This is a genomic window from Alkalicoccus daliensis (genome assembly GCF_900103955.1).
GTDB classification, from domain to species: domain Bacteria; phylum Bacillota; class Bacilli; order Bacillales; family Salisediminibacteriaceae; genus Alkalicoccus; species Alkalicoccus daliensis.
Map to the genome: position 1 here is coordinate 1 of NZ_FNIL01000007.1, position 25,069 is coordinate 25,069.

The following is a 25,069-nucleotide window of genomic DNA, read 5'->3' on the forward strand; positions in this document are numbered from 1 at the left end:
CAATCTAGTAGCGATAGCGGTGAGGTCACACCCGTTCCCATGCCGAACACGGAAGTTAAGCTCACCAGCGCCAATGATAGTTGGGGGCTCTCCCCCTGCGAAAGTAGGACGCTGCTAGGTTGAATTATTATGGGGCCTTAGCTCAGCTGGGAGAGCGCCTGCTTTGCACGCAGGAGGTCAGCGGTTCGATCCCGCTAGGCTCCACCATATTTATATTTAATGATAGTTTTTGGCGGTGTAGCTCAGCTGGCTAGAGCGTACGGTTCATACCCGTGAGGTCGGGGGTTCGATCCCCTCCGCCGCTACCATTTATATACGGAGGAATACCCAAGTCTGGCTGAAGGGATTGGTCTTGAAAACCAACAGGGGTGTCAAAGCCCGCGGGGGTTCGAATCCCTCTTCCTCCTCCATTTGATTTTTACACGAATATTTTGTATACTGGTCCCGTGGTGTAGCGGTTAACATGCCTGCCTGTCACGCAGGAGATCGCGGGTTCGATTCCCGTCGGGACCGCCATTTTTTCAGTGGAAGCTGAAAAGATTTTTATTAAAGCACATTAAAATATGGAGGGGTAGCGAAGTGGCTAAACGCGGCGGACTGTAAATCCGCTCCTTCGGGTTCGGCAGTTCGAATCTGTCCCCCTCCACCATCTTTAGGGGTATAGTTTAATGGTAAAACGAAGGTCTCCAAAACCTTTGATGTGGGTTCGATTCCTGCTACCCCTGCCAATTACATATTGTGGCGGTTGTGGCGAAGTGGTTAACGCACCGGATTGTGATTCCGGCATTCGTGGGTTCGATTCCCATCAGCCGCCCCATAAAATTAATATTAAAGATAGGGCTATAGCCAAGCGGTAAGGCATCGGATTTTGATTCCGTGACTCGCAGGTTCGAATCCTGCTAGCCCTGCCATTTTTATATATTAAGCGGGAATAGCTCAGTGGTAGAGCACCACCTTGCCAAGGTGGGGGTCGCGGGTTCGAATCCCGTTTCCCGCTCCAGATTTTAATAGGCGCCCGTAGCTCAATTGGATAGAGCGTCTGACTACGGATCAGAAGGTTAGGGATTCGACTTCTCTCGGGCGCGCCATACATAACTTTATATTTTAACTGCGCGGGTGTAGTTTAGTGGTAAAACCTCAGCCTTCCAAGCTGATGATGTGGGTTCGATTCCCATCACCCGCTCCATTTTTTATGCAATTATTGGGTGGGGGCCTGTAGCTCAGCTGGTTAGAGCGCACGCCTGATAAGCGTGAGGTCGGTGGTTCGAGTCCACTCAGGCCCACCATTATTCCACAGTAGCTCAGTGGTAGAGCTATCGGCTGTTAACCGATCGGTCGTAGGTTCGAATCCTACCTGTGGAGCCATTTATTAAGGCCCGTTGGTCAAGTGGTTAAGACACCGCCCTTTCACGGCGGTAACACGGGTTCGAATCCCGTACGGGTCACCATTTTCAAAAAAGAAGTTTGAGGAAAGAACGACGGAGCGCACTTGTGTGCGTGACAGGAGAGAGACGGCAGGTGACGAAGAAATTCGCCTCTTTTGCCAATTAAATAAGAGCCATTAGCTCAGTTGGTAGAGCATCTGACTTTTAATCAGAGGGTCGGAGGTTCGAATCCTCCATGGCTCACCATTTTAAAATTCACGCCTTGATACATTGGTATCAAGGCTTTTTTCTATTGTTTTTCAGTTCACTCTGTACCAACCATACCTTCATCGAGCTTCTCCGCATTGTTCAAAACGTCTTCGGGAATTGTTATTTCTTCAATTTCATTAAAATTATTCAGTGACATTTCTGTTGTCTGTTCCATATCCATTGTTTCTCCATTTTCGGTAAAAGTCAGAGACAGAATAATTGAAGCTTCTTTTTGGTAATAGCTTTCTTTATCAATATGGGCAGTAAAATCAAAAGAATTAATTTCTACTTCTTCAAGCATTTCCATCATCTCATCAAAATTTTCCATAGCAGCTCCTCCCAGATGCTCCATAATTTCCTGGAGTTCCAGTGTTTCCCCTTGTAAATGGATAATATAATCTTCTTCCGTGGTTTCCAATTCGACATCTGATACATATTCCTGAAACAGTTGCAGTTGTTCTTCGGGATGTAACTGAGAATTCGTCATCGCCAGAATTTCTTCCAGGTGCTCTTCAGGCAGCTGTACCCATCCGCCGAGCATCGGGTCTTCGATAAACAAACCTTCTTCTTCGTGAAAATAGGAGGTATAAGAAAGGGAATCCACGCCGCCTGTCATTTGAATGGAGGCTTCCTCTTTAAAGGTTAAAGGCTGCTGCGTAAGATGCATAATTGTTTCGGTAGTTACATACACGTCCTCTTCTTCTGCAGACGTCATCTGTTGTTCTGCACTGCTGGTTATTTGATAAGAAGCTAATTCCTCCATAGTTTCTGACGATTTTTGCAGGATTTCTTCTGCCGATAAGCTGCTTCCTCCTGTGCATGCTGAGAGCAGCAACAGACTAAAGATAGATAAACCAATCTTTTTTTTCATTTATTGTACCCCTCCAAATTCAATTAAGTCACCTCAGACAGGTTGATTATCCAATTGCTCTCCTGTTTTTCTATCCAAAAACGACAAGGGGGGGCTTACCTGGATGATGGAAAGACTCTGTAATCCCGCAGGACCCTTTCCGGGAGGGAATCTTTCGGCAGGCGGATTTTCGAATCGTCCTTCTCCCCACAATTTGTCTTTTCTAAACTGTGGAAAAAAGAAAGTCTGAAAGTCACCTCCCCGGTGTTTTTCAGCCGAAAGCTTTGTCCATGGCTGGGGAAGAAAATGAAACCGCAGATACTGCATTACCGCATCTTGTATGTATTTTATTTAGATAAATGGATAATCAACAAACTTGAAGTCATCTATTATTTTAGCGTATTTGAGAGAAAAAAGTTTCAAAAACAGTAGATTTCATGTTTATTCTATTATATGATAATATTATCAAAATTGAGAAAGGAGATTATATGAATAGAGAAGAAGCAGTGCTGCACCCGGTTCGGATGAAAATTATTCAGATGTTAATGAAAGAGCCGAGAACGGCCCAGGAAATGCTGAAAGAAATCGATGCAGCCCAGGCAACAATGTACCGTCATCTAAGAATACTGGAGAAGGCAGAAATTATCAGTGTAGAAGGAGAAAAACAGGTGCGCGGAGCTCTGGAAAAAACATATGTACTCCACGCAGAAAAGGCATCTTTTCGGGGAGGAGACGTTGCAGAATGGTCAGGAGAAGATTTCCGGAAAGCTTTCTTGATGTATCATATCCACCTCCTTCAATTAGTAGGAGACTATACATCTGGAAACATAGATGCAGAAGCGGATGGATTTGGGTTTCATCAGGTAGAACTGTTTCTGGATGAAGAGGATTTCAAAGAATTTCAGCAGGAATACGTGCAGCTCCTGCAAAAGTATGAAGCAAAAAGAGATACTGCTGCCAGAAGAAGAACGCTCGCGGCAGCATTTATTCCAGAAAAGAAACAGGGGAGAGATTTATAATGGAAGAACTTAATCAGATAGACTATCAGCTGTTTGCACCGATTATACTGCTGGGATTTATACTCACTTTATCAGCTCTTATTTCATGCATCCGACAGGATATGAGTAAGGAAAAACGACTGATCTGGATTTTAGTAATTGTATTTATAAATTTTTTGGGCCCTATTATTTATTTTATTTTTGGAAGGAATAGAAACCAGAAATGATGAATATAACGGAGATTTCCAAACAGTTTGGTGATGTAAAAGCAGTCGATGGAGTCTCAATGAATATTGCTAAGGATCGCTGCACCGCGCTGCTGGGACCGAACGGCGCAGGAAAAACAACTTTGCTTTCTATTGTTACGGGACTCCTGCCGGCAGATCAGGGAAGTGTAACCCTGGAGATGAAAGTAAAAGACCGCAGGGAAGTGATCGGCTACCTGCCGCAGTTTCCCAGCTTTTATACTTGGATGAGCGGAGAAGAGTATGTGATCTACAGTGCAAAACTCTGTGGACTTACACACAAAAAAGCAAAATCTAAAGCGGAAGAACTGTTGTCACTTACCGGTCTCAGTGATTCCCGGCATAAAAGAATCAGCGGATATTCAGGAGGAATGAAACAGCGTTTAGGTATCGCGCAGGCACTGGTGAATGAGCCGGCACTGCTAATTCTGGATGAACCAGTCTCTGCACTTGATCCTATCGGCAGAAGAGAAGTGCTGCAGCTGCTGCAAAAGCTTAAAGCACACACGTCTATTTTGTTTTCTACCCATGTGCTGGGGGATGCTGAACTTGTAAGTGACGATGTGTATATGATGAAAAATGGCCGGCTTATTATGGAAGGCTCTCTCAAATCTTTAAAGCAGAAATATGAACAGCCTGCTTTTTTAGTGGAAGCGTATGAGGATTTAACAACGTTTGGCAATAAAATAAAAGAAGCTGCCTGGGTCAGGAGCGTAATTCCTTCTGAGAGCGGGCTCCGCCTCGAAGTTACTTCGCTTCAGGAAGCGAGAAAAGGATTACTGGAGGCGGCAGTCAAAGAAAATATAGCATTTACAAAAATAGAAGCAGGGGCCGTTTCACTGGAGGACCTGTTTATGCAGGTGATGGAATCATGAAACAGTTCTGGGTAATGCTTATCAAAGAATGGAAGGAAGCTCTGCGGAGCTACAAAGTTATCTGGATTCCGGTTGCTTTCATGCTGCTGGGAGCAATGCAGCCGTTAACAACGTATTATATGGATACGCTCCTTGAAACGCTGGGCGGCCTGCCGGAGGGCACAGTGTTTGAGGTGCCGCTGCCTGGTGCTGCAGAAGTGCTGACTACCGTACACAGCCAGTTTAACCAGATAGGAGTGCTTATTCTGGTGCTGGCTTTCATGGGGATATTAACAGCGGAACGTCAGCAGGAAACGCACATTATGGTGCTTGCCAAACCGGTAAGTATAGCATCATTTGTACTGGCGAAGCTTGTTTATACAGCTCTTTTCAGTACTGGCGCCTATGCTGCCGGTATGCTGTTCGGTACCTATTATACTATCGTTCTTTTCGGAAATGTACCTGCCGGACAGATAACCGCCGGGGCGCTTGTGTTTTTACTTTGGCTGGTTTTTATTGCTGTACTGCTGATTTTATTCAGTTCTTTTATGAAAAGCAGCGGCGCCGTAGCTTTTCTTACAATTGCATCTGCTCTGTTTCTTCATGTGACAGCCTCGATGTTTCCAGAGACGCTGCAGCTTTCCCCGGGGATGCTGGCGCTTCACAGTAATGCTTTGCTTGTTACAGGAGAACCCCTGGAATTGTTTGCCGGAAGCATGACTGTATCCATTTTGGCTATACTTATATTTCCCATATTATCCTGCATTTTGTTCCGAAAACAAAAGCTCGCCTAAAAATTCTTACTATTTTGCACAACACCTAGAAGGAAGGCGCTGAGTGGTGTAGAATAAGGTCAGCAGGGAGGGAACATCATGACAGAAAAAGAACGCGAACTATTATTATTAATTGAAAAAGAAGGGCGTATGCCCGCGGAAAAACTTGCCAAAATGCTGGATGTACAGTTAAACGAAGTAAAAAAGATGATTAATCATCTGGAAAGCCGGAAAATTATTCTTGGCTATTCTGCGATCATAGATTGGACAAAGGCAGTAGATACGGAAATGGTTACGGCAATGATTGACGTAAAAGTCACTCCGCAGCGGGGAGTAGGCTTTGATCAGGTGGCGGAGCGGATTTACCGGTTCAGCGAAGTGAAAGCATGCTATTTAATGTCAGGCACTTACGATCTTTCAGTAGTAATTGAAGGCAGGTCAATGTCAGAAATTGCGAATTTCGTATCCGAAAAATTATCAACGCTGGATTCGGTTATTTCTACGACTACCCACTTCCGGCTGAAACAGTATAAACACGACGGCATTATTTTTATAGATGAAGATGATGAAGATCATCGTATGGTGGTTTCCCCATGACGAAGACAAAACCTACACATGAGGTCCACTTGTCGCAGGCTGTGGAACGGATCAAACCATCCGGCATACGCCGCTTTTTTGACTTAGCTTCTTCCATGGATAATATCATATCGCTCGGGGTAGGAGAGCCCGATTATACTACCCCGTGGAACGTCCGTGAGGCGAGCATTCATTCCCTGGAGCGCGGAATGACTTCCTATACCGCAAATGCGGGGTTAATTGAGCTGCGGGAGGCGATTGCCTCCTACATGTCCAGCAGATTCGGGGTAACGTATGACCCGGGGGACGAAGTAATTGTAACGGTAGGAGCAAGTGAGGGGATAGATATTGCACTGAGAAGCGTGGTGGACCCGGGAGATGAAGTACTCGTGGTGGAACCGTGCTTTGTTTCCTACGCCCCGCTTGTATCACTGGCGGGTGGAAAAGCTGTTTCTGTTCCGACGAAAATGGAAAATGATTTTCAGGTACATGTAGATGATATTAAGGAGCGGATTACACCGAATACGAGAGCAATCATGATCTCGTTTCCTAATAACCCGACTGGTGCAGTAATGGGAAAAGAAGAACTGGAGGCATTTGCGCAAGTAGTCATTGAACATGATTTAGTGGTTTTGTCTGATGAGATCTATGCAGAGCTTTCCTACGATAAAGATCATGTAAGTACTCCATCCATTGAGGGAATGTGGGAAAGAACGATTTTAATTTCCGGTTTTTCCAAATCATTCGCAATGACTGGGTGGCGTGTCGGCTATGTCTGCGCACCGGCTGCTTATGCGAAATCTATGCTGAAGATTCACCAGTATGCGATGATGTGTGCTTCCACCATGGCGCAGTACGCAGCCTTGGAAGCAATGGAAAATGGACAGGTGGAAATGGGAGAGATGATTGCAAGCTACCGCCAGCGGCGTAACTATTTTGTGAAGTCGCTCCGGGAAGCCGGACTTTCCTGCCATACGCCGGGAGGCGCTTTTTACGCTTTTCCATCGATTAGAGAAACAGGTCTTTCTTCTGAAGAATTTGCGGAGAAGCTGTTAATTGAGCAGCGTGTTGCAGTAGTGCCGGGCCACGTATTTGGAGAAGGCGGAGAAGGACATATCCGCTGTTCCTACGCTGCTTCCATGAGCCAATTAGAGGAAGCTGTAGAGCGGATTGCAGCCTTCGTAAAAAACTTTAAAAACTAACATTGTTTTCTTTTTGTTTTTTTTGAGAAATCGTGGTACAATTACACAGTTAAAAAATATATAGGAGTTGTTTTCATGTCAGGTCAATACGAAGTTGGAAGTATCGTTGAAGGAAAAGTTACAGGAATCAAACCATTTGGTGCGTTCGTTGCGTTAGACGAAAAGAAGCAGGGGCTTGTTCATATCTCCCACATCGCTCACGGCTATGTGAAAGACATTAATGACGAGCTTTCTGTAGGAGACGTTGTAAAGGTAAAAATCCTTTCTGTCGATTCTGAATCCGGAAAGATTTCTCTTTCCATCAAAGAAACACAGCCGAAGCCGGAGCGCCAGGAGCGCCCACGTCCAAGCGGCGGCGGACAAGGCGGAAGCGGCGGCCCGAAGCGTACGAATACTGCGCAGCAGAGCCAGCCACAGGGATTCAACACGCTTGAAGATAAGCTGAAGGATTGGTTAAAGCAGTCTAACGAAATTCAAGCAGATCTAAACAAACGCATTAAGAAGTAAGTTTCCTGTCTTTTTCTCATGAGCGCCGGCTTCTGCCGGCACTTCCATATCAAAAAACCGCTGTCCTCCGGGGCAGCGGTTTTTTGCGGTTACATATGTGTAAAGAGTTGGTTCAGGAGTCTGTGCGGCTTCTTTCCAGCGCAGTAATATATTCGCTTAAAGCTGCAGTTAATCGATAAAACGCCTCCGGATCATTTCTTGGGTCACGCAGAGAGCGATGTATTTCAAGCTGCATCGCTGAAATGTGAAGTTCCCGGCTGCTGAAAGCAGCGATTGTTTCCGGCTTTACTGCGGGAAAAGTATGATCTGTTTCTATTCGATGAATATCAAATTTCGAAAAATATTCTTCTAATACAGATACAGCATGCGTATCTATATTTGCACCTTCTCCGGTACCGATATCCACATGAAAATCATGCTCCCTTCCTGCGCCATGCAGGTCGATAATCAGTGCAATAGGGTAATCGCCGGCCAGAGAACGAAGCTTCTCTTTAAAAGCTGTATCGTCATAGTGTGAAGGATCTTCAGTGTACTGCGAAGCAGCCAGCACGTGAGCTCCCGTGTAGTGGTGCAGGAGACGGGCAAGTGCAGCGGTGTAAACTTCTGCAGGCTTTGGCTCTTCCTCGCGCATATGATACACCGAATGCGGTGCAGTAATAAGCACTGGTGTATCACTGCTGCCTTCATAAAATACGAAAGGCTCCTCCGCATCCTCGGCGCCGTAATAATCATTCTCTGAATAAAGAGCTTCATATTTAAATATCTGGTCCTCAAAGGAACTCTCTTCCCAATCTTTCTCTATTGTATTCCCCACTTCCGTATCCTCCTGAATATCTAAACTTTGTTGATGAAAAATGTTATCTTCTGTATTATTTCCACACGCAGTGATTATCAGCATAGTGATACTTAAAAAGCAGGGGAGGTGTAATTGTTTTCTCATTATACCCTCCTTCCAGCACTAGTTTACTATAGAAAAACAACAGGTGCCAGACATAGAAGAAAGCACTTTCTTTGCATCAGTTGCAGTAGATACGCAATAATGGAAACCGTGAAGAGGAATTTAATAGAGGAGTGAATACAGCATGGATAATTTTATTTATCAAAATCCGACACGTCTTATTTTTGGCCAGGGCCAGGTACAGGAACAGCTTGTACAGCAGCTGAAGCCTTTCGGCAGCAAAGTGATGGTCGTTTATGGCGGAGGAAGTATTAAAAAGAATGGTTTGTACGATGAAGTTATTAGTTTATTAAAAGAAAATGAGTTTGAAATAGAAGAATTAGCCGGAGTGGAACCAAACCCGAAGCTTGAAACAGTGCGCAAGGGGATTGAGAAAGCAAAGGACAAGCAAGTGGACGTTCTCCTCGCCGTAGGCGGAGGAAGCGTAATTGACGCAACGAAAGCAATGGCGGCAGGTGCTAAATATGATGGAGATGTATGGGATCTTGTAACGAAGAAAGAAACTCCGAAGGATGCACTTCCTTTCGGAACGATTCTTACGCTTGCAGCAACAGGCTCTGAAATGAATGCAGGCTCTGTCATTACGAACTGGGAAACCAATGAGAAATACGGATGGGGCAGCCCGCTGGTATTCCCGAAATTCTCCATTCTCGATCCGTTGAATACAATTTCTGTGCCGAAAGACCATACGGTGTACGGCATTGTAGATATGATGACGCACGTGCTTGAGCAGTATTTTCATCAGCAGAAAAACACACCGCTGCAGGAGCGCATGTGTGAAGCAGTGCTGCGTACAGTAATTGATGAAGCACCAAGGCTTGTTAACAACCTGGAGGATGTGGAAAAACGGGAAACAATTCTTTATTCCGGCACGATTGCTTTAAACGGTACGCTGCAGATGGGAACAAAAGGAGACTGGGCTTCTCATAATATTGAGCATGCAGTTTCTGCTGTGTATGATATTCCGCATGCAGGCGGACTGGCAATCATTTTCCCGGAATGGATGCGCCATCACCGCAAAATGGGCCAGGAAAAACTCGTGAAGCTTGCAACCCGTGTCTGGGGAGTGGTTCCGGCTGGTAAGTCTGACGAAGAAATTGCAGAAGAAGGCATCCAGAAGCTTGAGCAGTTCTGGCAGTCTCTCGGCGCGCCGTCAAAGCTGGCTGATTATGATATTGATGATTCCCAGATTGAAGTAATGGCGGATAAAGCGATGATTAATGGCTCATTTGGCAACTTCAATAAGCTGAACAAAAAAGATGTCGTGGAGATTCTGGAAGCTTCCCTATAGCAATATCCTGAAGCAAGAGAAGAAATAAACAGTTAACCGCCCCCTTGGATGTATTATTGCCAGGGGGATAGTTTGTATATCGTGTTTTTTGTTAAACATAGGGTATTTAGAGAAAAGTAATAATTAATTTTAAATTGTCAGCGTTTACATCCGGACATGGACTTGCATGTTGCGCCCTGTTTTTATAAAGTGAAAGGTGGAGTACCTAGATTTCAAAACGGAGGAGAATTATTATGGCCAAAACGATTACGTTCGACTATTCAAAAGCAGCATCGTTCTTAGCTCCGCATGAAGTAGATTATATGCAGCCTGGAGTAAAAGCAGCACATGAAGCACTGCATGAAGGAACAGGTGCAGGAAATGACTTTTTAGGATGGATTGACTTACCGGTTAATTATGACAAAGATGAATTTGCACGCATTCAGAAATCAGCTCAAAAAATTCAGTCAGATTCAGATGTTCTGCTTGTGATTGGTATCGGCGGGTCCTACCTCGGTGCTCGTGCCGCCATTGATGCTTTAACGCACTCTTTTTATAATGAGCTTGATGGAGGGAAAAGAAAAACACCACAGATTTTTTACGTAGGTAATAACATCAGTTCTACGTACGTGAAGCATCTGCTTGAAGTAATTGATGGGAAAGATGTTTCTATTAATGTTATCTCCAAGTCGGGTACTACTACAGAACCTGCAATCGCTTTTCGTATTTTCCGGGATTATGTGGAAAAGAAATACGGAGTGGAAGAAGCGCGCAAGCGTATTTACGCGACTACTGATAAAGCAAGAGGTGCGCTGAAGCAGCTTGCGTCAGACGAAGGGTATGAGTCATTTATTATCCCGGATGATGTAGGAGGCCGTTTTTCAATTTTAACAGCAGTAGGTCTGCTGCCTATCGCAGCAGCTGGACTGAATATTGAACAGATGATGCAGGGAGCAGCAGATGCCCGCGAAGCTTACAGCAGTCCGGATTTAAAGAAGAATGAAGCTTATCAGTATGCTGCTGTAAGAAACGCGCTTTACAATAAAGGAAACCTGATAGAATTAATGGTCAACTATGAGCCATCACTTCACTATGTTAGTGAATGGTGGAAGCAGCTGTATGGTGAAAGTGAAGGAAAAGATGGAAAAGGACTCTTCCCCGCAGCGGCTGATTTCTCTACAGATCTTCATTCGCTCGGCCAGTATGTACAGGACGGCCGGCGCAGCATGTTTGAAACAGTGCTGCATGTGAACAAGGCGACCGAAGAAATTACGCTGGAAAAGGGAGAAAGCGACCTTGACGGCCTGAATTATCTTGCAGGAGAAACGATGAGTTTCGTGAATGATAAAGCCTACGAGGGTACGATGCTTGCCCACATGGATGGGGGAGTACCAAACCTTGTGGTGGAAATTCCAGAGTTGAATGAATATCACTTCGGCTATATGATTTATTTCTTTGAAAAAGCATGTGCGATCAGCGGCTATCTTTTAGGAGTAAATCCATTCGACCAGCCGGGGGTGGAAGCATACAAGAAAAATATGTTTGCGCTTCTCGGAAAGCCGGGATTCGAAGAAGAAAAGAAAGAACTGGAACAGCGGTTAAAAGATATGTAAAGGAAAAGAGGCAGCTCCCAAATTATCGGGGCTGCCTCTTTTTACTTTTCTGGAGCCGTTTTATCTTCATTTTGTGCTTTTCTTAATAAATAAATCTCCTGCTCCATGCGTTCCAGCTGTTTTGTACGGCGGATCTGGCTGCGGATAAAAAGAATTACGCCTGTAAAGATACCGATCATGATTGCAAAGGCAAACAGTTGATAAAATGCATTAATCCATTCCATGGTAAGTTCCTCCTGGTTCATTTTCAAATAGCGATGTTGAGTAAAATATAATTTCTTTATTGTCCTGAGAAATACAAGTTATGTAAATAATTATACCTTATCAGGGAATTAATACCAATAACCCATAATCTTCTCTGCACGAATTTACTTTATTTTACCTCGGGGTTCATCCAGCAAGGATTACTTGCGTCTTACAGAAGGAATTGCTGTACCATAGGCGTTGGAAGCAATTCACAGTAAAAGTAGGATCTCATAAGAAGTATCCGTCTGCAAAGAAAAAAACTCACTGCGTTCAAAATAATAATCTAAAATTATTTGATAATATTTATTCAAAGTATTAAGGTAAAATAAGTAAAAAATCCTCGAATGACGGAATAAGCTACATTGTCCATAAAAGAGTGTTACAATGGACCGAGTGAATAAATAATAAATGACCTCAGACCCCGCAGTTTAGTTTATCGTTTCGTATGAAACATCTTAACTAAGCTGCGGGTTTTTTTATGTGGACTTATGGAAAATTATTCAAATAAATTATCCAGAAACATATTGAAGGAGTGGAATAGAATGATTAAAAAAACGGCATTAATATACTGCGAAGGTAACTTTGGGACAATGGACGGCAAGACAGCAAATGGGTTAATTAGAAGTTCAGGTAATTATATTATTTCAGGCGTGATAGACAGTTCTAAAGCAGGCAGGGATACAGGGGAAGTTCTTGAAGGGAAAACAAACGGCATTCCATTCTTTGAAAGTATAGAAGAAGCTTTAACGGTCCTTCCAGCTGTACCAGATCAATTTATTTATGGCATGGCTCCTTCTGCAGGATTATTAAAAGAACATGAAAGAAACATTGTGTTAAAAGCAATGGAGCGTGGAATGAATATTGTGAATCCGCTGCATGAATTTTTTACAGAAGACGAAGTGTTTATACAGCAGTCCCAAAAATTCAGTATTGAGATTCAGGATATCAGGAAGCCGCCGGCTAAAAAAGATATGCATTTATTTTCCGGGAGAAGCCTGGATATCAACACACCCATTGTTGCAGTGCTTGGCACAGACAGCGCAGTAGGCAAACGGACAACTTCTGTGCTTCTGGAGGAAGCCTTAGAGAAAGAAGGGTTAACCGTAGCTTTCATTGCTACGGGACAGACCGGTCTTATTCAAGGGAAAAAGTATGGAGTTGCTATTGATGCGATTCCTTCGCAGTTTATGACGGGAGAAATAGAAAACCAGATTTTAAAGGCATATGAAGAACTGAATCCAGATATTATGATTGTAGAAGGACAGGGTGCGCTGAGTCATCCGGCGTACATCAGTTCCTGTGCGATCATCCGCGGTTCCCGTCCTGGTTCTGTAATTATGCAGCATCCGCCGAAGAGAGAAAATCTTGGCGACTTTCCTTACATGCCTATGCCGACCCTTGAAAGTGAAATTGCACTGATTGAAAGTTTTTCTTCAGCAAAGGTAACAGCTATTTCTATTAATCATGAAAATATGACCAATATGGAAATTCGCAATACGATTACTGATTACGAAACGAAATTCGGCCTGCCTGCGACAGATGTGCTTACGTTCAGCTGTGATAAACTTGTAGCATCTATTTTCAAGACTTACCCGCTGTTAGAGGAAAAGCGATCAACAGTTTTAAGTAATTGATCCGTCCGACACCCAGAATAGAAGTAGATCTTTCAAAAGTAGCTTATAATGCGAAAAGAATTATAGAACTTTACAGGTCGAAGGGTATTGAAATCATGGGGGTCACCAAAGGAGTGGGTGGTTGTGCTGAAATAGCACATCTGCTGTGTGAACAGGGTATTGAAATGCTTGCTGATACAAAGCTGCAGAATTTGAAGAAAATGAAACAAGTAGGAGTAAAAGCAGCATTTGTTTTGCTGAGAACTCCGTCATTAAGCGAAGCGGCAGCAGTAGTAAGAGTCGCTGATATCAGTATGAACACAGAACTGAAAGTGATGGAAGCTCTTTCTGCAGCTGCTGTAGAACAAAAGTTAGTCCACAAAGTGATTCTTATGGTAGAGATGGGGGATCTGCGGGAAGGGCTTATGCCTGCAGATCTGGAAGAAACGATTCGTGCAGGTATCCTTCTTGAAGGAATTAAAATAACAGGGATCGGAGCAAACTTTGCCTGCTTTGGGGGAATTAGACCCAATCAAGAAAAAATGATCGAGCTCTCTATGCTTGCTGAAAGAATGGAGGCAAAGTTTTCCCTCTCTTTTTCTTGTATTACCGGGGGGAATTCCGGTAACTATCACTGGTTTACAGCCGCCGATGATACTGCGAAGATTAATAACCTGCGGATTGGAGAATCTATTTACCTCGGGTGTGAAACCCTGGACAGGGAGGAGATTCCCGGACTTTATACAGATGCTTTTACTTTATATGCAGAAGTGATAGAAGTGAAGACAAAACCATCAAAGCCTTATGGTGATGCGGGGCAGGATGTCGCTGGGAATTATCCTCAGTTTGAGGACGAGGGCTTGATGAGAAGAGCTATCGTCGCTGTGGGATCACAGGATGCCGCCGCAGCGGGACTGAAACCGAAAATCGATGCAGACATTCTCGGTTCCAGCAGTGATCATTTAATTCTAAATGCTAAAAGCACCGGTCTTACAGTTGGGGAGGAGGTTGCGTTTCAACTCAATTACAGCGCACTGCTCTCTTTAATGACCTCTTCCTATATCTCAAAAACTTATATTGGCAGCGAGAATTTCTCTGATGAACAGTATTCTGCAGGATAGGAGCTTCCTATTCGAGAAGCTGTTTTTTTGTGTCTGCACTCATATGTTCCAATATCCTCAGTACTGATTTTTCTTTCTGTTTCGCTTCGAACATAATATCGACTTCGCTGGTACCGAGAAGTTCTATAAATTCATCAAACTCGCTTTCGAAAATAAAATCATGATGTGATCTGTCAGTTCTGGAAGTGGCACCAGAGCTGATATGCACTTTTGGCCGCCCTTTTTCTTTCCATGAATGAAAAACTTCCTGGAGCGCTGTTTTTAAGTGAATATCATCAGAATAAGGATTGCAGCGATGGTGGTGGATATCAAAGCATACAGGGACCTTTGTTTCCCGGGAAATATCGATCACATCAAGCAGATGAAATGTTTTATCATCATTTTCCAGTATTAATTTTGATTTGATATCCTCAGAAAGCAGATGGTAGGAATCCACGAAACTTTTTTTCGCCTGTTCTTTATCACCGTAAGCTCCGCCGACATGAAGTACAATATCACTGCCGCCGGTAAGGTTCATTACCTGATTATGATATTCAAGATCCTTCACAGCATTCGTTACCACTTGTTCCTTAGGTGAATTTAATACAGAGTACTGGCCGGGATGCATAGAAAGTCGGAGAGAATGCTGTTTCGTGAGTTCCTGAATCTGTGCTGTTAAATAAAGTACATCTTCATCTTCCGCCCAGTTCCAAGTCATGATTTCATGAGTGGCGAATGGAACGAGCTCACTGCTCAGGCGGAAAAAATAGATTTGATGTTCAATATTCCAGCGAATTGCTTTTAATACTTCTTCGAAATTGTGAAGTGTTAATTCCTTCACTTTCTCCATGCCCTGTTCTTCTGCCGTTTTAAGCCGGCAGGTACGGTATTTTGTAGGTACTGTTAAATTGATGCAGGCGTATCCTAATTTCATAATCATCATCCTTACTCGTCATAATCGTATCCATAAACTTTTACCTCTTTTCTCATCACTTAAACAACACTTGCCAGCAGCACCCGTATATTTCAAAACAGCCATTGGAACAGCAGACATAAAGAAACCGGACCTCTTTTGCGGGGTCCGGTTTCAGGGAGAGAAAAAATAAAAGGTGAACTGTTTCATCTTTAACGGTCAGCATCCGCAAAGCTTAAAACAGGGGACACCTGTATTCAATTAATTTAAGCTGTCTGCTGTTCCCGTTGATGATCTTTTTGTTTCTGTTGTACTTTTTTTATGTCGAGCTGAAGGAAAACAGCGATGATAAGTGCAAGAAAGATCAATGCTGTAAATACATAAAATACAGGAATATAGCTCTGTGTAATTTCTCTGATCTGTGAAACCATCAGCGGTCCGAGTATGCCCCCGAGGGACCAGGTAGTAAGCAGGAAGCCGTGAATTGCACCAAGCTGCTTTGTACCGAAAAGGTCACCGATGTAAGCCGGGAGATTGGAGAATCCGCCTCCGTAACAGCTAACTACTACAAATATTAATGTTTGGAATAAGAGAATGTTTGTAATATTAGGCAGTGTAATAAAAGCAATCAGCTGCAGTATGAAAAACGTTACGAATATGGCAGGGCGCCCGATGTAATCAGAAAGAGCTGCCCATGCGAGCCTGCCGCCGCCATTGAATATTCCCATGATTCCGACCATTGCCGCAGCACCTGCTGCAGATAAACCGACAACTTCCTGAGCCATAGGAGAGGCAACGGAGATCATCATAATACCAGCAGTAACGTTGATGAGCATAATCGACCAGAGCATCCAGAAGTGCTTTGTTTTTACCGCTTCTTTTGCAGTAAGCTGCATTAAATCTTTTTTAACTTTCTTCTTACCTGAATCAACGTCTTTCTGCATTCCCTCCGGCATATATCCTTCCGGCGGCGGGGCAATATAGGAAGCCCCTAAAATCATAAAGAGAAAATAGGCAAGACCTAAAGAATAGAATGTCCATGTAAGACCAACGGTTTCAATCAGACTGGCGGCTACGGGAGCGGTTATTAACGCCCCGGCTCCAAACCCGAGCACTGCCATACCGGTCGCAAGTCCGCGTCTGTCCGGAAACCATTTTACGAGTGTGGAAACCGGGGCGATATAGCCGAGCCCCATTCCAAGTCCACTTAAAAACCCGTAAGTGAAAATGAAAAGTACAAGTGAATCCAAAGCGATTGCGGCGCCGGCACCCGCCTGTCCGGCACTGAAGAGAATCGCTGCAAGTATGGCTGATTTTCTGGGACCATTTCTTTCAACAAAGGTGCCGAAGAATGCAGCTGCAATTCCTGCCAACGCCATCATAATGGTGAAGGAAAAAGTAATTCCTGTCGCAGACCAGCCCATCGTGTCCCGAATCGGATTGGTGTATACGCTGTACGCATAGGCTGCACCAATGGAAAGATGAATCGCAATAGCGGAAAGAGCAATGAGCCATCGGTTTTTATTGGTTTTCATGAAAGTTCCTCCCTGATTTTTATTGAAAGTTACTGCTCCAAGCTGTAATCAAATCTTTGGGGAACTGCTGCATTATTTTTCCATTGTTGAAAGGTCGCCTGTAGGAAGATCTAATTCCCAGGCTTTCAGAACGCGGCGCATAATTTTACCACTGCGCGTTTTGGGCAGAGAATCTCTGAATTCAATTTCACGCGGTGCAGCATGTCCAGCCAGTTCTTTTTTTACGAAAGAACGAATTTCTTCCTGCAGCTCCTCATTCTCTTCGTAGCCGTCTCTTAAGGAAATAAATGCCTTAATTATTTCACCGCGGACTTCATCAGGTTTGCCTATGACTCCAGCTTCTGCAACTGCCGGGTGCTCCAGCAGTTTGCTTTCAATCTCAAATGGGCCAACGCGTTCACCTGCTGTCATAATCACGTCGTCAATTCTTCCCTGGAACCAGAAGTAGCCTTCTTCATCCATATAGGCGGAGTCACCGGAAACATACCAGTCACCTCCAAGAAAATAGGAATTAAACTTTTCAGGACGATTCCAAATTGTTTTCATCATGGAAGGCCATCCTTTTTTAATCGCAAGATTTCCCATACTGTTCGGAGGAAGCACCTTTCCTTCATCATCCACGATTGCTGCTTCCACCCCAGGGATTGGTTTTCCCATGGAGCCTGGTTTAATATCCATGGAAGGGTAGTTGCAGATGAGCATTGCTCCGGTTTCTGTCATCCACCATGTATCGTGAATGCGGTGATTCATCGCGTCCATGCCCCAGCGGATAACTTCCGGATTCAGCGGTTCTCCGACACTCAGCACATGGCGCAGGGAGGAAAGATCATATTTCTTAAGAAGCTCATCTCCGGCCCCCATGAGCATCCGGAAAGCAGTAGGAGCGCTGTACCAGACTGTCACTTTATAACGTTCCAAAGTCTGGTACCAGTCGTCCGGGCTGAAACGGCCGCCGCGGATAACGTTGGTTACCCCTGCAAGCCAGGGAGCGAAAATACCGTAGGAAGTGCCCGTGACCCAGCCGGGATCTGCCGTGCACCAGTAAACATCTTCATCTTTTAAGTCCAGGACCCATTTGGCAGTCTGGTAATGCTGGATCATTGCATTATGAACGTGTAAAACTCCCTTTGGCTTTCCAGTCGATCCCGATGTATAATGAAGAATCATACCGTCTTCTCGGTCCACCCACTCTATATCGAGGGAAGGAGATGCCTGCTGGAAACGGGTTAGAAAATCAACCTTTTGCTCGTCTTCTTCAATGTTTTCGCCGACAAGTACGAGCTTTTGAAGTTCCGGAAGCTCATCCACCGGTACACGCCCGACAAGTTCCGGTGTGGTGACAAGTACTTTTGCACCGCTGTCTTCGAGGCGGTCTTTTACCGCTCCTTCCATAAATGCTTCGAAGAGGGGACCGGCGATTGCGCCGAGCTTCAGCGTGCCGAGAAGTGCAAAATACAACTCCGGAGAGCGGGGCATGAAAATAAATACACGGTCTCCTTTTGAGACGCCAATGTCCTGAAGCACTCTTCCTGCTTTATCTGAAGCTTCTTTCATTTCCTGATAGGAATACTTTTCGTCTCTCTTGGCATCTGAGTAATAAAGTGCAATTTTATCTTTATTTCCTGATTCGGCATGGCGGTCAATTGCTTCATAGGCAATATTTACTTTTCCGGTGTTATACCAGGAAAACTGTTTTTCCACCTGACTCCAGTCGAACTCGGAAGCTGATGACTCGTAATTTGCTAAATTGTGCTCACCGTTTGACGATTTAATTACTGATGAATTCATGTGAAATGGCCTCCTTAGGTCACTTATAAATTTTTGATTTAAAATTGAAGCGCTTACAAAAATGCGTTGAAGACTCTGTAATTCTGTACACAACAAGCTTTAACAAAGCTCTGTATAATTACAGAGAATATAATTAAATCCCTCATATATTTTTTAGATTGGGGAATATACTAAAGTGTAAAATTAATTCACAAATTTGTCACAAATTAATGATAGATAGTAAATAATCTGGATGGAAGAAAAATAATTGCGATTAATAGAAAGATTCAGAATATATAAAAAGGAGTGAAAAGCAATGGATACGAAGATCATGCAGCAATTCTCATCCTTTATTGAAGACTGGGTGCCGAAAGAAGCGTCAATTGCAATAGCAAGCAAAGATAAATATATTTCTTACAGACCCGGGGCGCACGATATCCATATCAGCCAGGGACAGCCAATACCGGCAGGGAGTATTACGCAGCAGGTATACGCATCAAAACACAAGATAGAGTCACTCGTGGATAAATCCGTATTCGGACTGCCTTATTATGGGGTGGGGTATCCAATTGAAGACGCAGACAGTGGTTTTACCGGCGCAATTACGATCATTCTGCCACCGGAATATGCAGTAGCACCGCAGGAACCGATCAGTTATATTGCCGGGCGTCTGGAAGATCTATGGATTCCTATTAAGGTGGAAGATGTATGCTTTGTAGAAAGTAATCAAAAAAAGACACTCATCTATACAGCAGATGAATGCTACCAGTCAAAACATTCCTTGAAAATCCTTGAGCAGCAGCTTTCCAATTCTTTCATCCGGATTCACCGATCTTATATCGTAAACATTGCTTCGATCAGACACTTTTCACGTGACATTGCCTCTAATTTAATAGTCACGATGAAAGAGCCGGCAGATACTGAACTGCTTGTCAGCCAGAGTTATATGAAAACTGTAAGGGAGAAATTGGGGTTTTAGAATTGAATGGACTTGCTGAGTTCAAAAATATGTTTTTATGCGATAGATATGTGCTGCATAATAGGCGGACACTCTCCATAGAGATTCTTTTAACTACCATGAAAACTAATTTCTTTTATGAATAAAGAAAGTTCTTATTGCTGTTTCACTGCCGGCGGATGCTTGCTGGAGGGCTGGTTCTCGACTAATTTCTCCGGCGCTTCGAGCCATCGAAAAGGATTCTTGAACGGCGCTGGTTCACGTCCCCGCCTTCGTTGCCCAGCAATAGTATTTTCATCGTCTATGATGCATATATTTATTTTGCATGGGTGAATAATTCTTTTATTGTTGGCTCTGTTAAAGACTAGTGTTGATATAAGAAAGGTACGCCTAAGGCTCTCCGAAAGTGAAGCAGCAGTATTACTTCTTTTTAGCGGAACTTTTATTTTCAAGGTAGCTTTATTGTTAAGCGCGGGTAGATTGAATTTTTCAGAAATGCATGAATTATTAAAGGGAAATCATTCATTTTACAGTTAAACAAAAAAACGATACGTTCTCTCATGAAAATGAGGATTCGTATCGTTCATTCATTTATGTATGGTGGAGCATAGCGGGATCGAACCGCTGACCTCTTGGCTGCCAGCCAAGCGCTCTCCCAGCTGAGCTAATGCCCCTCTTTTTTGCTACATTTCGGATTATACACGAAAAAGAATAGCACGTGCAAGCAATTTTTTTGCTTTATGCTGCTGAAATGAGATAAAGATATTTTTACCGGGTGAAATCATAAAAGAAAAAAAGAAACGGTGATAACCACCGTTTCTCCAAAAAAGTATTAACCATATTTTTTCTTTAAAATCGTTTCTGCTTTTACTCTTAAAAACTCATCAAAATCTTCTGGATCTTCTACCTTTTGGCTTAAAAGCGTTTTTGCTGTGTTGATAAACTCTTCTCCCCGCCTTTCGATGGTAACAGCAAATGATGTAGCATCTGCCGGCTGGACTTCGAACACTACCGTACCTTTTTCGGGAGAAATCATGTTGCTGTCAGTTTCTTCTACTTTTACGTTTCCATAATGATAAATCATTTGCACAAACACTCCTTTGGAAAATTTCCACTGTTTTATCAAACTGGGGAACAGAAAGCTAAAAGCGGTTTTTACTTCATAAGCTTTTTAGAAGAAGAGTGATTATAAGTTATCTTATAAACTGCGTTTACCTTTCATTTTCCTATTCTCAGAAGAATAAACATTGAATTTTAAAAGTGCATGTTAAGACTCACAACTTTTAAGCAATAGAAACTATTGAGTTTGCTTTTTAGATATTAAAAAGTGTACGGCAGCTTAACAAAGCAGCAGTATCCAAGCTGGGTGCTAAAATATTACAAATAATACATACCAGGCGACTCCGGCTACCATAGAAGCAGCCAGGCCTGATACCACATTTTCTTTCACCAGTTTCTTATGTTTTATATAATCAAATATCGTCCATCCGATAAACATAGTTACAGCGAAAATCAGTGCACCAATCATCCTGCCAGCTCCTTTACTAATAAAACATTTCCCTTCCTATCCTATCAAAATCCGCAGAGAAAGAATAGAAGCTGATTCCTGATATAATAGTAATCATATGACGTCACATGAAAAAATAAAGCAATCTGGAGCCTGACACTAAATACTATATCTTGCGAGGAGAGAAGAAGATGATACTTTACCATAGGTTTTTAAATCAGGGAGGTGGGAGCAATCGGAAAGGTGTTCGCAAAATTATATGATCCGCTTATGAAGCCGCTGGATATTATCCTCATTTATAAAGTCAGGAACAGGCTGCTGCAAAAAGCATATGGAGAAGTACTGGAGATTGGTTCCGGTACAGGATTGAACTTCCCACATTATCCTTCAGCAGCAGAACAGATAACAGCAATCGAGCCGCAGCGGAAACTGCGGGACAAGTCACTCCCAAGAGCGATCCGGGCAGGTAACAGCATAACCGTGCACGAAGGAATCGCAGAAGCGCTGCCTTATCCGGATAACAGCTTTGATACAGTCGTAAATACGCTCGTTTTCTGCACGATTCCCGAACCCGAAAAAGCAATGAAAGAAATTGTAAGAACTGTAAAGCCGGGGGGGACAGTGCTGTTTTATGAGCATGTCCAGCCAAAGAATGAAGTGATGAGAGCGGTATTTAACAAAGCAACTCCTTTATGGAAACGTATATGTGATGGATGTCATTTAAACCGTGATACGGAAACGTTAATACGCAATTCCCCGCTGGAAATTGTTGAAAAGCAGGCTTCCTTAAATGAAATTTTTATTGAAATCACCGCGAAACTTCCCACGGAGTTGTAACAATTTTGTCAGAGGAACAGCATTGACTTCATCAAAAACCTGCGCAACACTGAGAGAAAGCGGAAAGAAAGGATGATTTGGTGATATATCAAAGTCTGGAAGAGGCAGTGCTTGATTTGGAAAAGCATGGTCATTTAATACGTATTAAAGAAGAAATAGATCCGGATAAAGAAATGGCGGCCCTGCACCTGCGTGTTCATGAAGCAGGAGGTCCGGCCCTGCTGTTTGAAAACGTGAAAGGCTCCAGTTTTCCGGCGGTTTCGAATGTATTTGGCACCCTGGAAAGAAGTAAATTTTTATTCCGTTCTACACTGGAAAGCGTGCAGAAAGTCATGGAAGTGCGCAATGATCCCGGAACTGCTTTAAAAAAACCGTGGCAGCATATCAGCGCAGGATTTGCGGCAACGAATGCGCTCCCGTTAAAACGAAAGTTACTGGAGCCGGTGGGGAAGCAGCAGATAAATATTTCTGATCTTCCGTTAATCAAGCACTGGCCGGAGGACGGCGGCGCATTTGTGACACTCCCGCAGGTATACACAGAAGATCCGGAAAAGCCGGGGATTATGAATGCAAACCTCGGCATGTACAGAGTGCAGCTGAGCGGGAATGACTATAAGTTAAATGAAGAGATTGGCATGCATTACCAGATCCACCGGGGCATCGGAGTGCACCAGTCAAAAGCTGTAGCCAAAGGAGAGCCGCTGAAAGTAAGTATTTTTATCGGCGGGCCACCTTCACACACGCTTTCTGCAGTTATGCCGCTGCCTGAAGGCCTCAGTGAGATGACGTTTGCGGGACTGCTTGCAGGAAGGCGTTTCCGGTACAGCTACGATAAGGAAGGTTTTGCAGTAAGCAATGACGCGGATTTTGTCATCACCGGAGAGATATATCCGGACGAAACAAAGCCGGAAGGTCCTTTTGGGGACCACTTGGGTTATTACAGTCTGACACACGAATTTCCGTTAATGCGGGTGAAAAATGTTTACGCGCGTGAAAATGCGATCTGGCCGTTTACTGTCGTCGGCAGGCCGCCGCAGGAGGATACTGCTTTTGGAGCGATGATTCATGAACTGACAGGGGATGCGGTGCGGCAGGAAATTCCCGGTGTTCAGGAAGTGCATGCAGTGGATGCAGCAGGTGTTCATCCGCTTCTGTTTGCTGTCGGAAAAGAGCGCTACACTCCCTATCAGGAGACGAAACGCCCGGCCGAGCTGTTGACGATAGCCAATAGAATCCTTGGTACAGGACAGCTGAGCCTTGCAAAATATCTTTTTATTACGGCGGGCGAAAATGTTACTACCCACAAAGAAGAAGAATTTTTAACATATGTGCTGGAAAGAATTCAGCTGCAGCGTGATCTGCATTTTCAAACAGAAACTACGATTGATACGCTGGACTATTCCGGAACGGGACTGAATACAGGAAGCAAGGTAATCGCAGCTGCTTATGGAGATAAGATTCGCGACCTCTGCACCTCGGTGCCTGCGCAGTTTGAAAGAGTAGCAGGAATAAAGAAATCCAGACTGGTAATGCCGGGTGTAGTCGCTTTGGAAATGGAGGAGTATGCAGACGCTCAGGATGCGGAAGCACTCAGCCGGAGGCTTTCTGAAAAAGGCAGCGATGAAACTGCCCCTATGCTGATTCTGTGTGACGATGCAGAGTTTCTGAGTAAGAGTATTTCCAACTTTTTATGGGCGGCCTTTACGAGAAGCAACCCTTCCCACGACATCCATGGGGTGAACGAAACCTTTAAGCATAAACACTGGGGATGCGATCAGCTGATTATTGATGCCCGGCGCAAACCTCATCATGCTCCGCCGTTAATAAAGGATGAAGTCGTGGAGAAAAGCATTGAGCGTTTCTTTGCCCCTGGAGCAAGCCTGGAAGGATATAATTTTTAAGCTGCCTTGAAAATAAAAGTTTTACTAAAAGGAAGTAATCATACTGTTTCACTTTCGGAGAGGCTTACCCAAGGGCTTGTTCTCGACTAATTTCTCTCCCAGGGCACGGCTTCCATCGATCCACAGACAGCAGGGCAGAGACCGCCATGCTGTCTTTAAAAACCAGGATCGATTCCGCACGTGCTTCGTGACCAGGCCACTTGGATTCTCCAACGGCGCTCATCCTTTGGGCGTTCTCTCCTTCGTTACACAGCAGTATTAATTTCATCATTGATGGTGCAAAAGATTTGCATGAGTGTCTCTGTTAATGTTCAGTGTTGATAATAATAGAAGACTTCGCTGCATCCAGATATGGCGGTCTTTGGCTTACTTGGATGGGCTGGACGGAACCCTGCTTTCTTAAGGGAAGGGATAGTGTAAGGGTTTCTCCGCGGCAGGCGTGCTTTTCTTATATCAACATCAGACGTAACAAAACATTATTTTCAAAGCAACCAAATGAAAAAGACGCAAAATACAAAGCTCTCTGATACTATGAATCATGATATACAGGTTTGAAAAAGGAGGAAGATTATTTGAAACAACTATTACTCTTTATTACTTTGGCAATCATAGCAGCAGGCTGCGGTACAAATAATGAGGAAACAACCGGTTATGATCCGGAAGATTATTCTATTGAATTAACGAGCACCAGCGGGGAAGAAGTGGAAGTCTTTACTGAAGACAGAGCCGACATATATTTTTACTTCACAGGATCCACCTGACAAGTCTGTATCTCTCAGCTAGTTGAGCTGAACGAAGTGCAGGATGAAATTGAAGAATTGGGGTATACGCTCTATGGAATCAGCCGTGACACACCGGAGAATCATCAAGGCTTAATTGAGCAGCATGATTTAGGGTATGAGCTCTTATCTGATGCGCAGCTGGAAGTTGGTCTCGCTCACGATTTTGTTGAAGAGGAAGAACAGATCATTTACCGCGGCTACATCGCAGTGCAGCCGGAGAGCGGGGAAATGACAAGAGAAGTAGATTACCTGGCCGGTGAAAATAGTGACGAAGTGCTGGAAGTTTTGGAAAATATGAACCCATAAATATTAAAGAATAATAAAAAGTGCTGAAGAGAGCTTTCTCTCAGCATTTTTTTGTGAACTGTGTGGAGATGTGGATTATTATATGGGTAATCTGTTTACTTAAAATGAAATTCAAAATTGTTTG

General features: G+C 43.8%; 24 protein-coding genes, 16 tRNA genes and 1 rRNA gene. 32 read left to right on the forward strand and 9 right to left on the reverse strand.

The window, feature by feature from the left end; translation table 11 throughout:
* Nucleotides 1-3: 3 nt before the first annotated feature.
* From rrf to BLP92_RS11345, 16 genes are all read left to right on the forward strand, one after another.
* Nucleotides 4-120 (forward strand): 5S ribosomal RNA (gene rrf / locus BLP92_RS11270).
* An 11-nt stretch (nucleotides 121-131) separates the two neighbouring features.
* Nucleotides 132-207: transfer RNA gene (locus tag BLP92_RS11275), tRNA-Ala, on the forward strand.
* A gap of 24 nt (nucleotides 208-231) precedes the next feature.
* Nucleotides 232-308, forward strand: a tRNA-Met gene (locus BLP92_RS11280).
* A gap of 9 nt (nucleotides 309-317) precedes the next feature.
* Nucleotides 318-410: transfer RNA gene (locus tag BLP92_RS11285), tRNA-Ser, on the forward strand.
* Nucleotides 411-440: 30 nt separating this feature from the next.
* A tRNA-Asp gene (locus BLP92_RS11290) sits at nucleotides 441-516 on the forward strand.
* Nucleotides 517-565: 49 nt separating this feature from the next.
* Nucleotides 566-649: transfer RNA gene (locus BLP92_RS11295), tRNA-Tyr, on the forward strand.
* Between the two features lie 5 nt (nucleotides 650-654).
* Nucleotides 655-728 (forward strand) — tRNA-Trp (locus BLP92_RS11300).
* Between the two features lie 13 nt (nucleotides 729-741).
* Nucleotides 742-817: transfer RNA gene (locus BLP92_RS11305), tRNA-His, on the forward strand.
* 19 nt (nucleotides 818-836) lie between these two features.
* Nucleotides 837-911, forward strand: a tRNA-Gln gene (locus BLP92_RS11310).
* Nucleotides 912-925: 14 nt separating this feature from the next.
* Nucleotides 926-1,000: transfer RNA gene (locus BLP92_RS11315), tRNA-Gly, on the forward strand.
* A gap of 11 nt (nucleotides 1,001-1,011) precedes the next feature.
* Nucleotides 1,012-1,088 (forward strand) — tRNA-Arg (locus BLP92_RS11320).
* A 24-nt stretch (nucleotides 1,089-1,112) separates the two neighbouring features.
* A tRNA-Gly gene (locus tag BLP92_RS11325) sits at nucleotides 1,113-1,186 on the forward strand.
* Between the two features lie 23 nt (nucleotides 1,187-1,209).
* A tRNA-Ile gene (locus BLP92_RS11330) sits at nucleotides 1,210-1,286 on the forward strand.
* Nucleotides 1,287-1,290: 4 nt separating this feature from the next.
* Nucleotides 1,291-1,365, forward strand: a tRNA-Asn gene (locus BLP92_RS11335).
* Between the two features lie 8 nt (nucleotides 1,366-1,373).
* Nucleotides 1,374-1,448, forward strand: a tRNA-Glu gene (locus tag BLP92_RS11340).
* 107 nt (nucleotides 1,449-1,555) lie between these two features.
* A tRNA-Lys gene (locus BLP92_RS11345) sits at nucleotides 1,556-1,631 on the forward strand.
* Between the two features lie 58 nt (nucleotides 1,632-1,689).
* Here the strand turns inward: BLP92_RS11345 and BLP92_RS11350 are convergent.
* Nucleotides 1,690-2,505 carry a DUF6612 family protein gene (locus BLP92_RS11350; protein WP_090843073.1) on the reverse strand — a complete coding sequence of 272 codons (816 nt, stop codon included), beginning with the start codon at nucleotides 2,503-2,505 and terminating at the stop codon, nucleotides 1,690-1,692.
* Nucleotides 2,506-2,972: 467 nt separating this feature from the next.
* Here BLP92_RS11350 and BLP92_RS11360 point away from each other — a divergent pair, with 467 nt between their 5' ends.
* From BLP92_RS11360 to yugI, 7 genes are all read left to right on the forward strand, one after another.
* Nucleotides 2,973-3,503 (forward strand): helix-turn-helix domain-containing protein, encoded by a 531-nt coding sequence (locus BLP92_RS11360; RefSeq protein WP_175444269.1) that lies wholly within the window; start codon nucleotides 2,973-2,975, stop codon nucleotides 3,501-3,503.
* A complete protein-coding gene (locus tag BLP92_RS18270) occupies nucleotides 3,503-3,709 on the forward strand; it encodes a PLD nuclease N-terminal domain-containing protein (RefSeq protein ID WP_090843076.1) in 207 nt (68 codons plus the stop codon). The genes BLP92_RS11360 and BLP92_RS18270 overlap by 1 nt, the downstream gene beginning before the upstream one ends.
* Nucleotides 3,706-4,602 (forward strand): ABC transporter ATP-binding protein, encoded by an 897-nt coding sequence (locus tag BLP92_RS11370; protein WP_090843077.1) that lies wholly within the window; start codon nucleotides 3,706-3,708, stop codon nucleotides 4,600-4,602. The genes BLP92_RS18270 and BLP92_RS11370 overlap by 4 nt, the downstream gene beginning before the upstream one ends.
* Nucleotides 4,599-5,375, forward strand: a complete 777-nt coding sequence (locus BLP92_RS11375) for an ABC transporter permease (protein ID WP_090843078.1) — start codon at nucleotides 4,599-4,601, stop codon at nucleotides 5,373-5,375. The genes BLP92_RS11370 and BLP92_RS11375 overlap by 4 nt, the downstream gene beginning before the upstream one ends.
* A gap of 78 nt (nucleotides 5,376-5,453) precedes the next feature.
* Nucleotides 5,454-5,951, forward strand: coding sequence for an Lrp/AsnC family transcriptional regulator (locus BLP92_RS11380; RefSeq protein ID WP_090843079.1), 498 nt, complete (start codon nucleotides 5,454-5,456; stop codon nucleotides 5,949-5,951).
* Nucleotides 5,948-7,132, forward strand: a complete 1,185-nt coding sequence (locus BLP92_RS11385) for an aminotransferase (RefSeq protein ID WP_090843080.1) — start codon at nucleotides 5,948-5,950, stop codon at nucleotides 7,130-7,132. Before BLP92_RS11380 ends, BLP92_RS11385 begins: the two co-directional genes overlap by 4 nt.
* A gap of 75 nt (nucleotides 7,133-7,207) precedes the next feature.
* Nucleotides 7,208-7,639 carry a S1 domain-containing post-transcriptional regulator GSP13 gene (gene yugI / locus BLP92_RS11390; protein ID WP_090843081.1) on the forward strand — a complete coding sequence of 144 codons (432 nt, stop codon included), beginning with the start codon at nucleotides 7,208-7,210 and terminating at the stop codon, nucleotides 7,637-7,639.
* 112 nt (nucleotides 7,640-7,751) lie between these two features.
* Here yugI and BLP92_RS11395 read toward each other — a convergent pair whose 3' ends face one another.
* Nucleotides 7,752-8,579: a hypothetical protein gene (locus BLP92_RS11395; RefSeq protein ID WP_090843082.1), complete on the reverse strand. Its 828-nt coding sequence runs from the start codon at nucleotides 8,577-8,579 to the stop codon at nucleotides 7,752-7,754.
* Between the two features lie 142 nt (nucleotides 8,580-8,721).
* Here BLP92_RS11395 and BLP92_RS11400 point away from each other — a divergent pair, with 142 nt between their 5' ends.
* The gene (locus tag BLP92_RS11400) at nucleotides 8,722-9,888 is read left to right on the forward strand and encodes an iron-containing alcohol dehydrogenase (RefSeq protein WP_090843083.1); all 1,167 of its coding nucleotides are present in this window, start codon (nucleotides 8,722-8,724) and stop codon (nucleotides 9,886-9,888) included.
* A gap of 233 nt (nucleotides 9,889-10,121) precedes the next feature.
* Nucleotides 10,122-11,480: a glucose-6-phosphate isomerase gene (locus BLP92_RS11405; RefSeq protein WP_090843084.1), complete on the forward strand. Its 1,359-nt coding sequence runs from the start codon at nucleotides 10,122-10,124 to the stop codon at nucleotides 11,478-11,480.
* Nucleotides 11,481-11,521: 41 nt separating this feature from the next.
* Here BLP92_RS11405 and BLP92_RS11410 read toward each other — a convergent pair whose 3' ends face one another.
* Nucleotides 11,522-11,704: a hypothetical protein gene (locus tag BLP92_RS11410; RefSeq protein WP_090843085.1), complete on the reverse strand. Its 183-nt coding sequence runs from the start codon at nucleotides 11,702-11,704 to the stop codon at nucleotides 11,522-11,524.
* Nucleotides 11,705-12,268: 564 nt separating this feature from the next.
* Here BLP92_RS11410 and BLP92_RS11415 point away from each other — a divergent pair.
* Nucleotides 12,269-13,360 carry an N-acetyltransferase DgcN family protein gene (locus BLP92_RS11415; RefSeq protein WP_425284446.1) on the forward strand — a complete coding sequence of 364 codons (1,092 nt, stop codon included), beginning with the start codon at nucleotides 12,269-12,271 and terminating at the stop codon, nucleotides 13,358-13,360.
* Complete coding sequence (locus BLP92_RS11420) at nucleotides 13,357-14,460, forward strand: alanine/ornithine racemase family PLP-dependent enzyme (RefSeq protein ID WP_090843086.1); 1,104 nt, start codon at nucleotides 13,357-13,359, stop codon at nucleotides 14,458-14,460. Before BLP92_RS11415 ends, BLP92_RS11420 begins: the two co-directional genes overlap by 4 nt.
* 7 nt (nucleotides 14,461-14,467) lie before the next feature.
* Here BLP92_RS11420 and uvsE read toward each other — a convergent pair whose 3' ends face one another.
* From uvsE to acsA, 3 genes are all read right to left on the reverse strand, one after another.
* Complete coding sequence (gene uvsE / locus BLP92_RS11425) at nucleotides 14,468-15,373, reverse strand: UV DNA damage repair endonuclease UvsE (protein ID WP_090843087.1); 906 nt, start codon at nucleotides 15,371-15,373, stop codon at nucleotides 14,468-14,470.
* 245 nt (nucleotides 15,374-15,618) lie between these two features.
* Nucleotides 15,619-16,887 (reverse strand): L-lactate MFS transporter, encoded by a 1,269-nt coding sequence (locus BLP92_RS11430; RefSeq protein ID WP_090843088.1) that lies wholly within the window; start codon nucleotides 16,885-16,887, stop codon nucleotides 15,619-15,621.
* A gap of 72 nt (nucleotides 16,888-16,959) precedes the next feature.
* Nucleotides 16,960-18,675, reverse strand: a complete 1,716-nt coding sequence (gene acsA, locus BLP92_RS11435; RefSeq protein ID WP_090843089.1) for an acetate--CoA ligase — start codon at nucleotides 18,673-18,675, stop codon at nucleotides 16,960-16,962.
* A 295-nt stretch (nucleotides 18,676-18,970) separates the two neighbouring features.
* Here acsA and BLP92_RS11440 point away from each other — a divergent pair, with 295 nt between their 5' ends.
* Nucleotides 18,971-19,633, forward strand: a complete 663-nt coding sequence (locus BLP92_RS11440; RefSeq protein ID WP_090843090.1) for a LytTR family DNA-binding domain-containing protein — start codon at nucleotides 18,971-18,973, stop codon at nucleotides 19,631-19,633.
* Between the two features lie 577 nt (nucleotides 19,634-20,210).
* On the opposite strand, the gene BLP92_RS11445 is transcribed toward BLP92_RS11440, so the two are convergent.
* From BLP92_RS11445 to BLP92_RS18040, 3 genes are all read right to left on the reverse strand, one after another.
* A tRNA-Ala gene (locus BLP92_RS11445) sits at nucleotides 20,211-20,286 on the reverse strand.
* Between the two features lie 158 nt (nucleotides 20,287-20,444).
* Nucleotides 20,445-20,696, reverse strand: coding sequence for a hypothetical protein (locus tag BLP92_RS11450; protein WP_090843091.1), 252 nt, complete (start codon nucleotides 20,694-20,696; stop codon nucleotides 20,445-20,447).
* Nucleotides 20,697-20,981: 285 nt separating this feature from the next.
* Nucleotides 20,982-21,140, reverse strand: a complete 159-nt coding sequence (locus BLP92_RS18040; RefSeq protein WP_175444270.1) for a hypothetical protein — start codon at nucleotides 21,138-21,140, stop codon at nucleotides 20,982-20,984.
* Nucleotides 21,141-21,362: 222 nt separating this feature from the next.
* On the opposite strand from BLP92_RS18040, the gene BLP92_RS11455 reads away from it, so the two are divergent.
* From BLP92_RS11455 to BLP92_RS11470, 4 genes are all read left to right on the forward strand, one after another.
* Nucleotides 21,363-21,956 (forward strand): class I SAM-dependent methyltransferase, encoded by a 594-nt coding sequence (locus BLP92_RS11455; RefSeq protein ID WP_244516807.1) that lies wholly within the window; start codon nucleotides 21,363-21,365, stop codon nucleotides 21,954-21,956.
* 83 nt (nucleotides 21,957-22,039) lie between these two features.
* The gene (locus BLP92_RS11460) at nucleotides 22,040-23,857 is read left to right on the forward strand and encodes a UbiD family decarboxylase (protein ID WP_090843223.1); all 1,818 of its coding nucleotides are present in this window, start codon (nucleotides 22,040-22,042) and stop codon (nucleotides 23,855-23,857) included.
* Between the two features lie 572 nt (nucleotides 23,858-24,429).
* The gene (locus tag BLP92_RS11465) at nucleotides 24,430-24,618 is read left to right on the forward strand and encodes a hypothetical protein (RefSeq protein ID WP_090843092.1); all 189 of its coding nucleotides are present in this window, start codon (nucleotides 24,430-24,432) and stop codon (nucleotides 24,616-24,618) included.
* Between the two features lie 9 nt (nucleotides 24,619-24,627).
* Complete coding sequence (locus BLP92_RS11470; RefSeq protein ID WP_090843093.1) at nucleotides 24,628-24,945, forward strand: redoxin domain-containing protein; 318 nt, start codon at nucleotides 24,628-24,630, stop codon at nucleotides 24,943-24,945.
* Nucleotides 24,946-25,069: the final 124 nt, after the last annotated feature.

Excerpts from the sequence above, each read along its gene's own strand:
- BLP92_RS11350 (WP_090843073.1), bottom strand. The coding sequence starts at position 2,505 with ATGAAAAAAAAGATTGGTTTATCTATCTTTAGTCTGTTGCTGCTCTCA.
- BLP92_RS11360 (WP_175444269.1), top strand. The coding sequence starts at position 2,973 with ATGAATAGAGAAGAAGCAGTGCTGCACCCGGTTCGGATGAAAATTATT.
- BLP92_RS18270 (WP_090843076.1), top strand. The coding sequence starts at position 3,503 with ATGGAAGAACTTAATCAGATAGACTATCAGCTGTTTGCACCGATTATA.
- BLP92_RS11370 (WP_090843077.1), top strand. The coding sequence starts at position 3,706 with ATGATGAATATAACGGAGATTTCCAAACAGTTTGGTGATGTAAAAGCA.
- BLP92_RS11375 (WP_090843078.1), top strand. The coding sequence starts at position 4,599 with ATGAAACAGTTCTGGGTAATGCTTATCAAAGAATGGAAGGAAGCTCTG.
- BLP92_RS11380 (WP_090843079.1), top strand. The coding sequence starts at position 5,454 with ATGACAGAAAAAGAACGCGAACTATTATTATTAATTGAAAAAGAAGGG.
- BLP92_RS11385 (WP_090843080.1), top strand. The coding sequence starts at position 5,948 with ATGACGAAGACAAAACCTACACATGAGGTCCACTTGTCGCAGGCTGTG.
- yugI (WP_090843081.1), top strand. The coding sequence starts at position 7,208 with ATGTCAGGTCAATACGAAGTTGGAAGTATCGTTGAAGGAAAAGTTACA.
- BLP92_RS11395 (WP_090843082.1), bottom strand. The coding sequence starts at position 8,579 with ATGAGAAAACAATTACACCTCCCCTGCTTTTTAAGTATCACTATGCTG.
- BLP92_RS11400 (WP_090843083.1), top strand. The coding sequence starts at position 8,722 with ATGGATAATTTTATTTATCAAAATCCGACACGTCTTATTTTTGGCCAG.
- BLP92_RS11405 (WP_090843084.1), top strand. The coding sequence starts at position 10,122 with ATGGCCAAAACGATTACGTTCGACTATTCAAAAGCAGCATCGTTCTTA.
- BLP92_RS11410 (WP_090843085.1), bottom strand. The coding sequence starts at position 11,704 with ATGGAATGGATTAATGCATTTTATCAACTGTTTGCCTTTGCAATCATG.
- BLP92_RS11415 (WP_425284446.1), top strand. The coding sequence starts at position 12,269 with ATGATTAAAAAAACGGCATTAATATACTGCGAAGGTAACTTTGGGACA.
- uvsE (WP_090843087.1), bottom strand. The coding sequence starts at position 15,373 with ATGAAATTAGGATACGCCTGCATCAATTTAACAGTACCTACAAAATAC.
- BLP92_RS11430 (WP_090843088.1), bottom strand. The coding sequence starts at position 16,887 with ATGAAAACCAATAAAAACCGATGGCTCATTGCTCTTTCCGCTATTGCG.
- acsA (WP_090843089.1), bottom strand. The coding sequence starts at position 18,675 with ATGAATTCATCAGTAATTAAATCGTCAAACGGTGAGCACAATTTAGCA.
- BLP92_RS11440 (WP_090843090.1), top strand. The coding sequence starts at position 18,971 with ATGGATACGAAGATCATGCAGCAATTCTCATCCTTTATTGAAGACTGG.
- BLP92_RS11450 (WP_090843091.1), bottom strand. The coding sequence starts at position 20,696 with ATGATTTATCATTATGGAAACGTAAAAGTAGAAGAAACTGACAGCAAC.
- BLP92_RS18040 (WP_175444270.1), bottom strand. The coding sequence starts at position 21,140 with ATGATTGGTGCACTGATTTTCGCTGTAACTATGTTTATCGGATGGACG.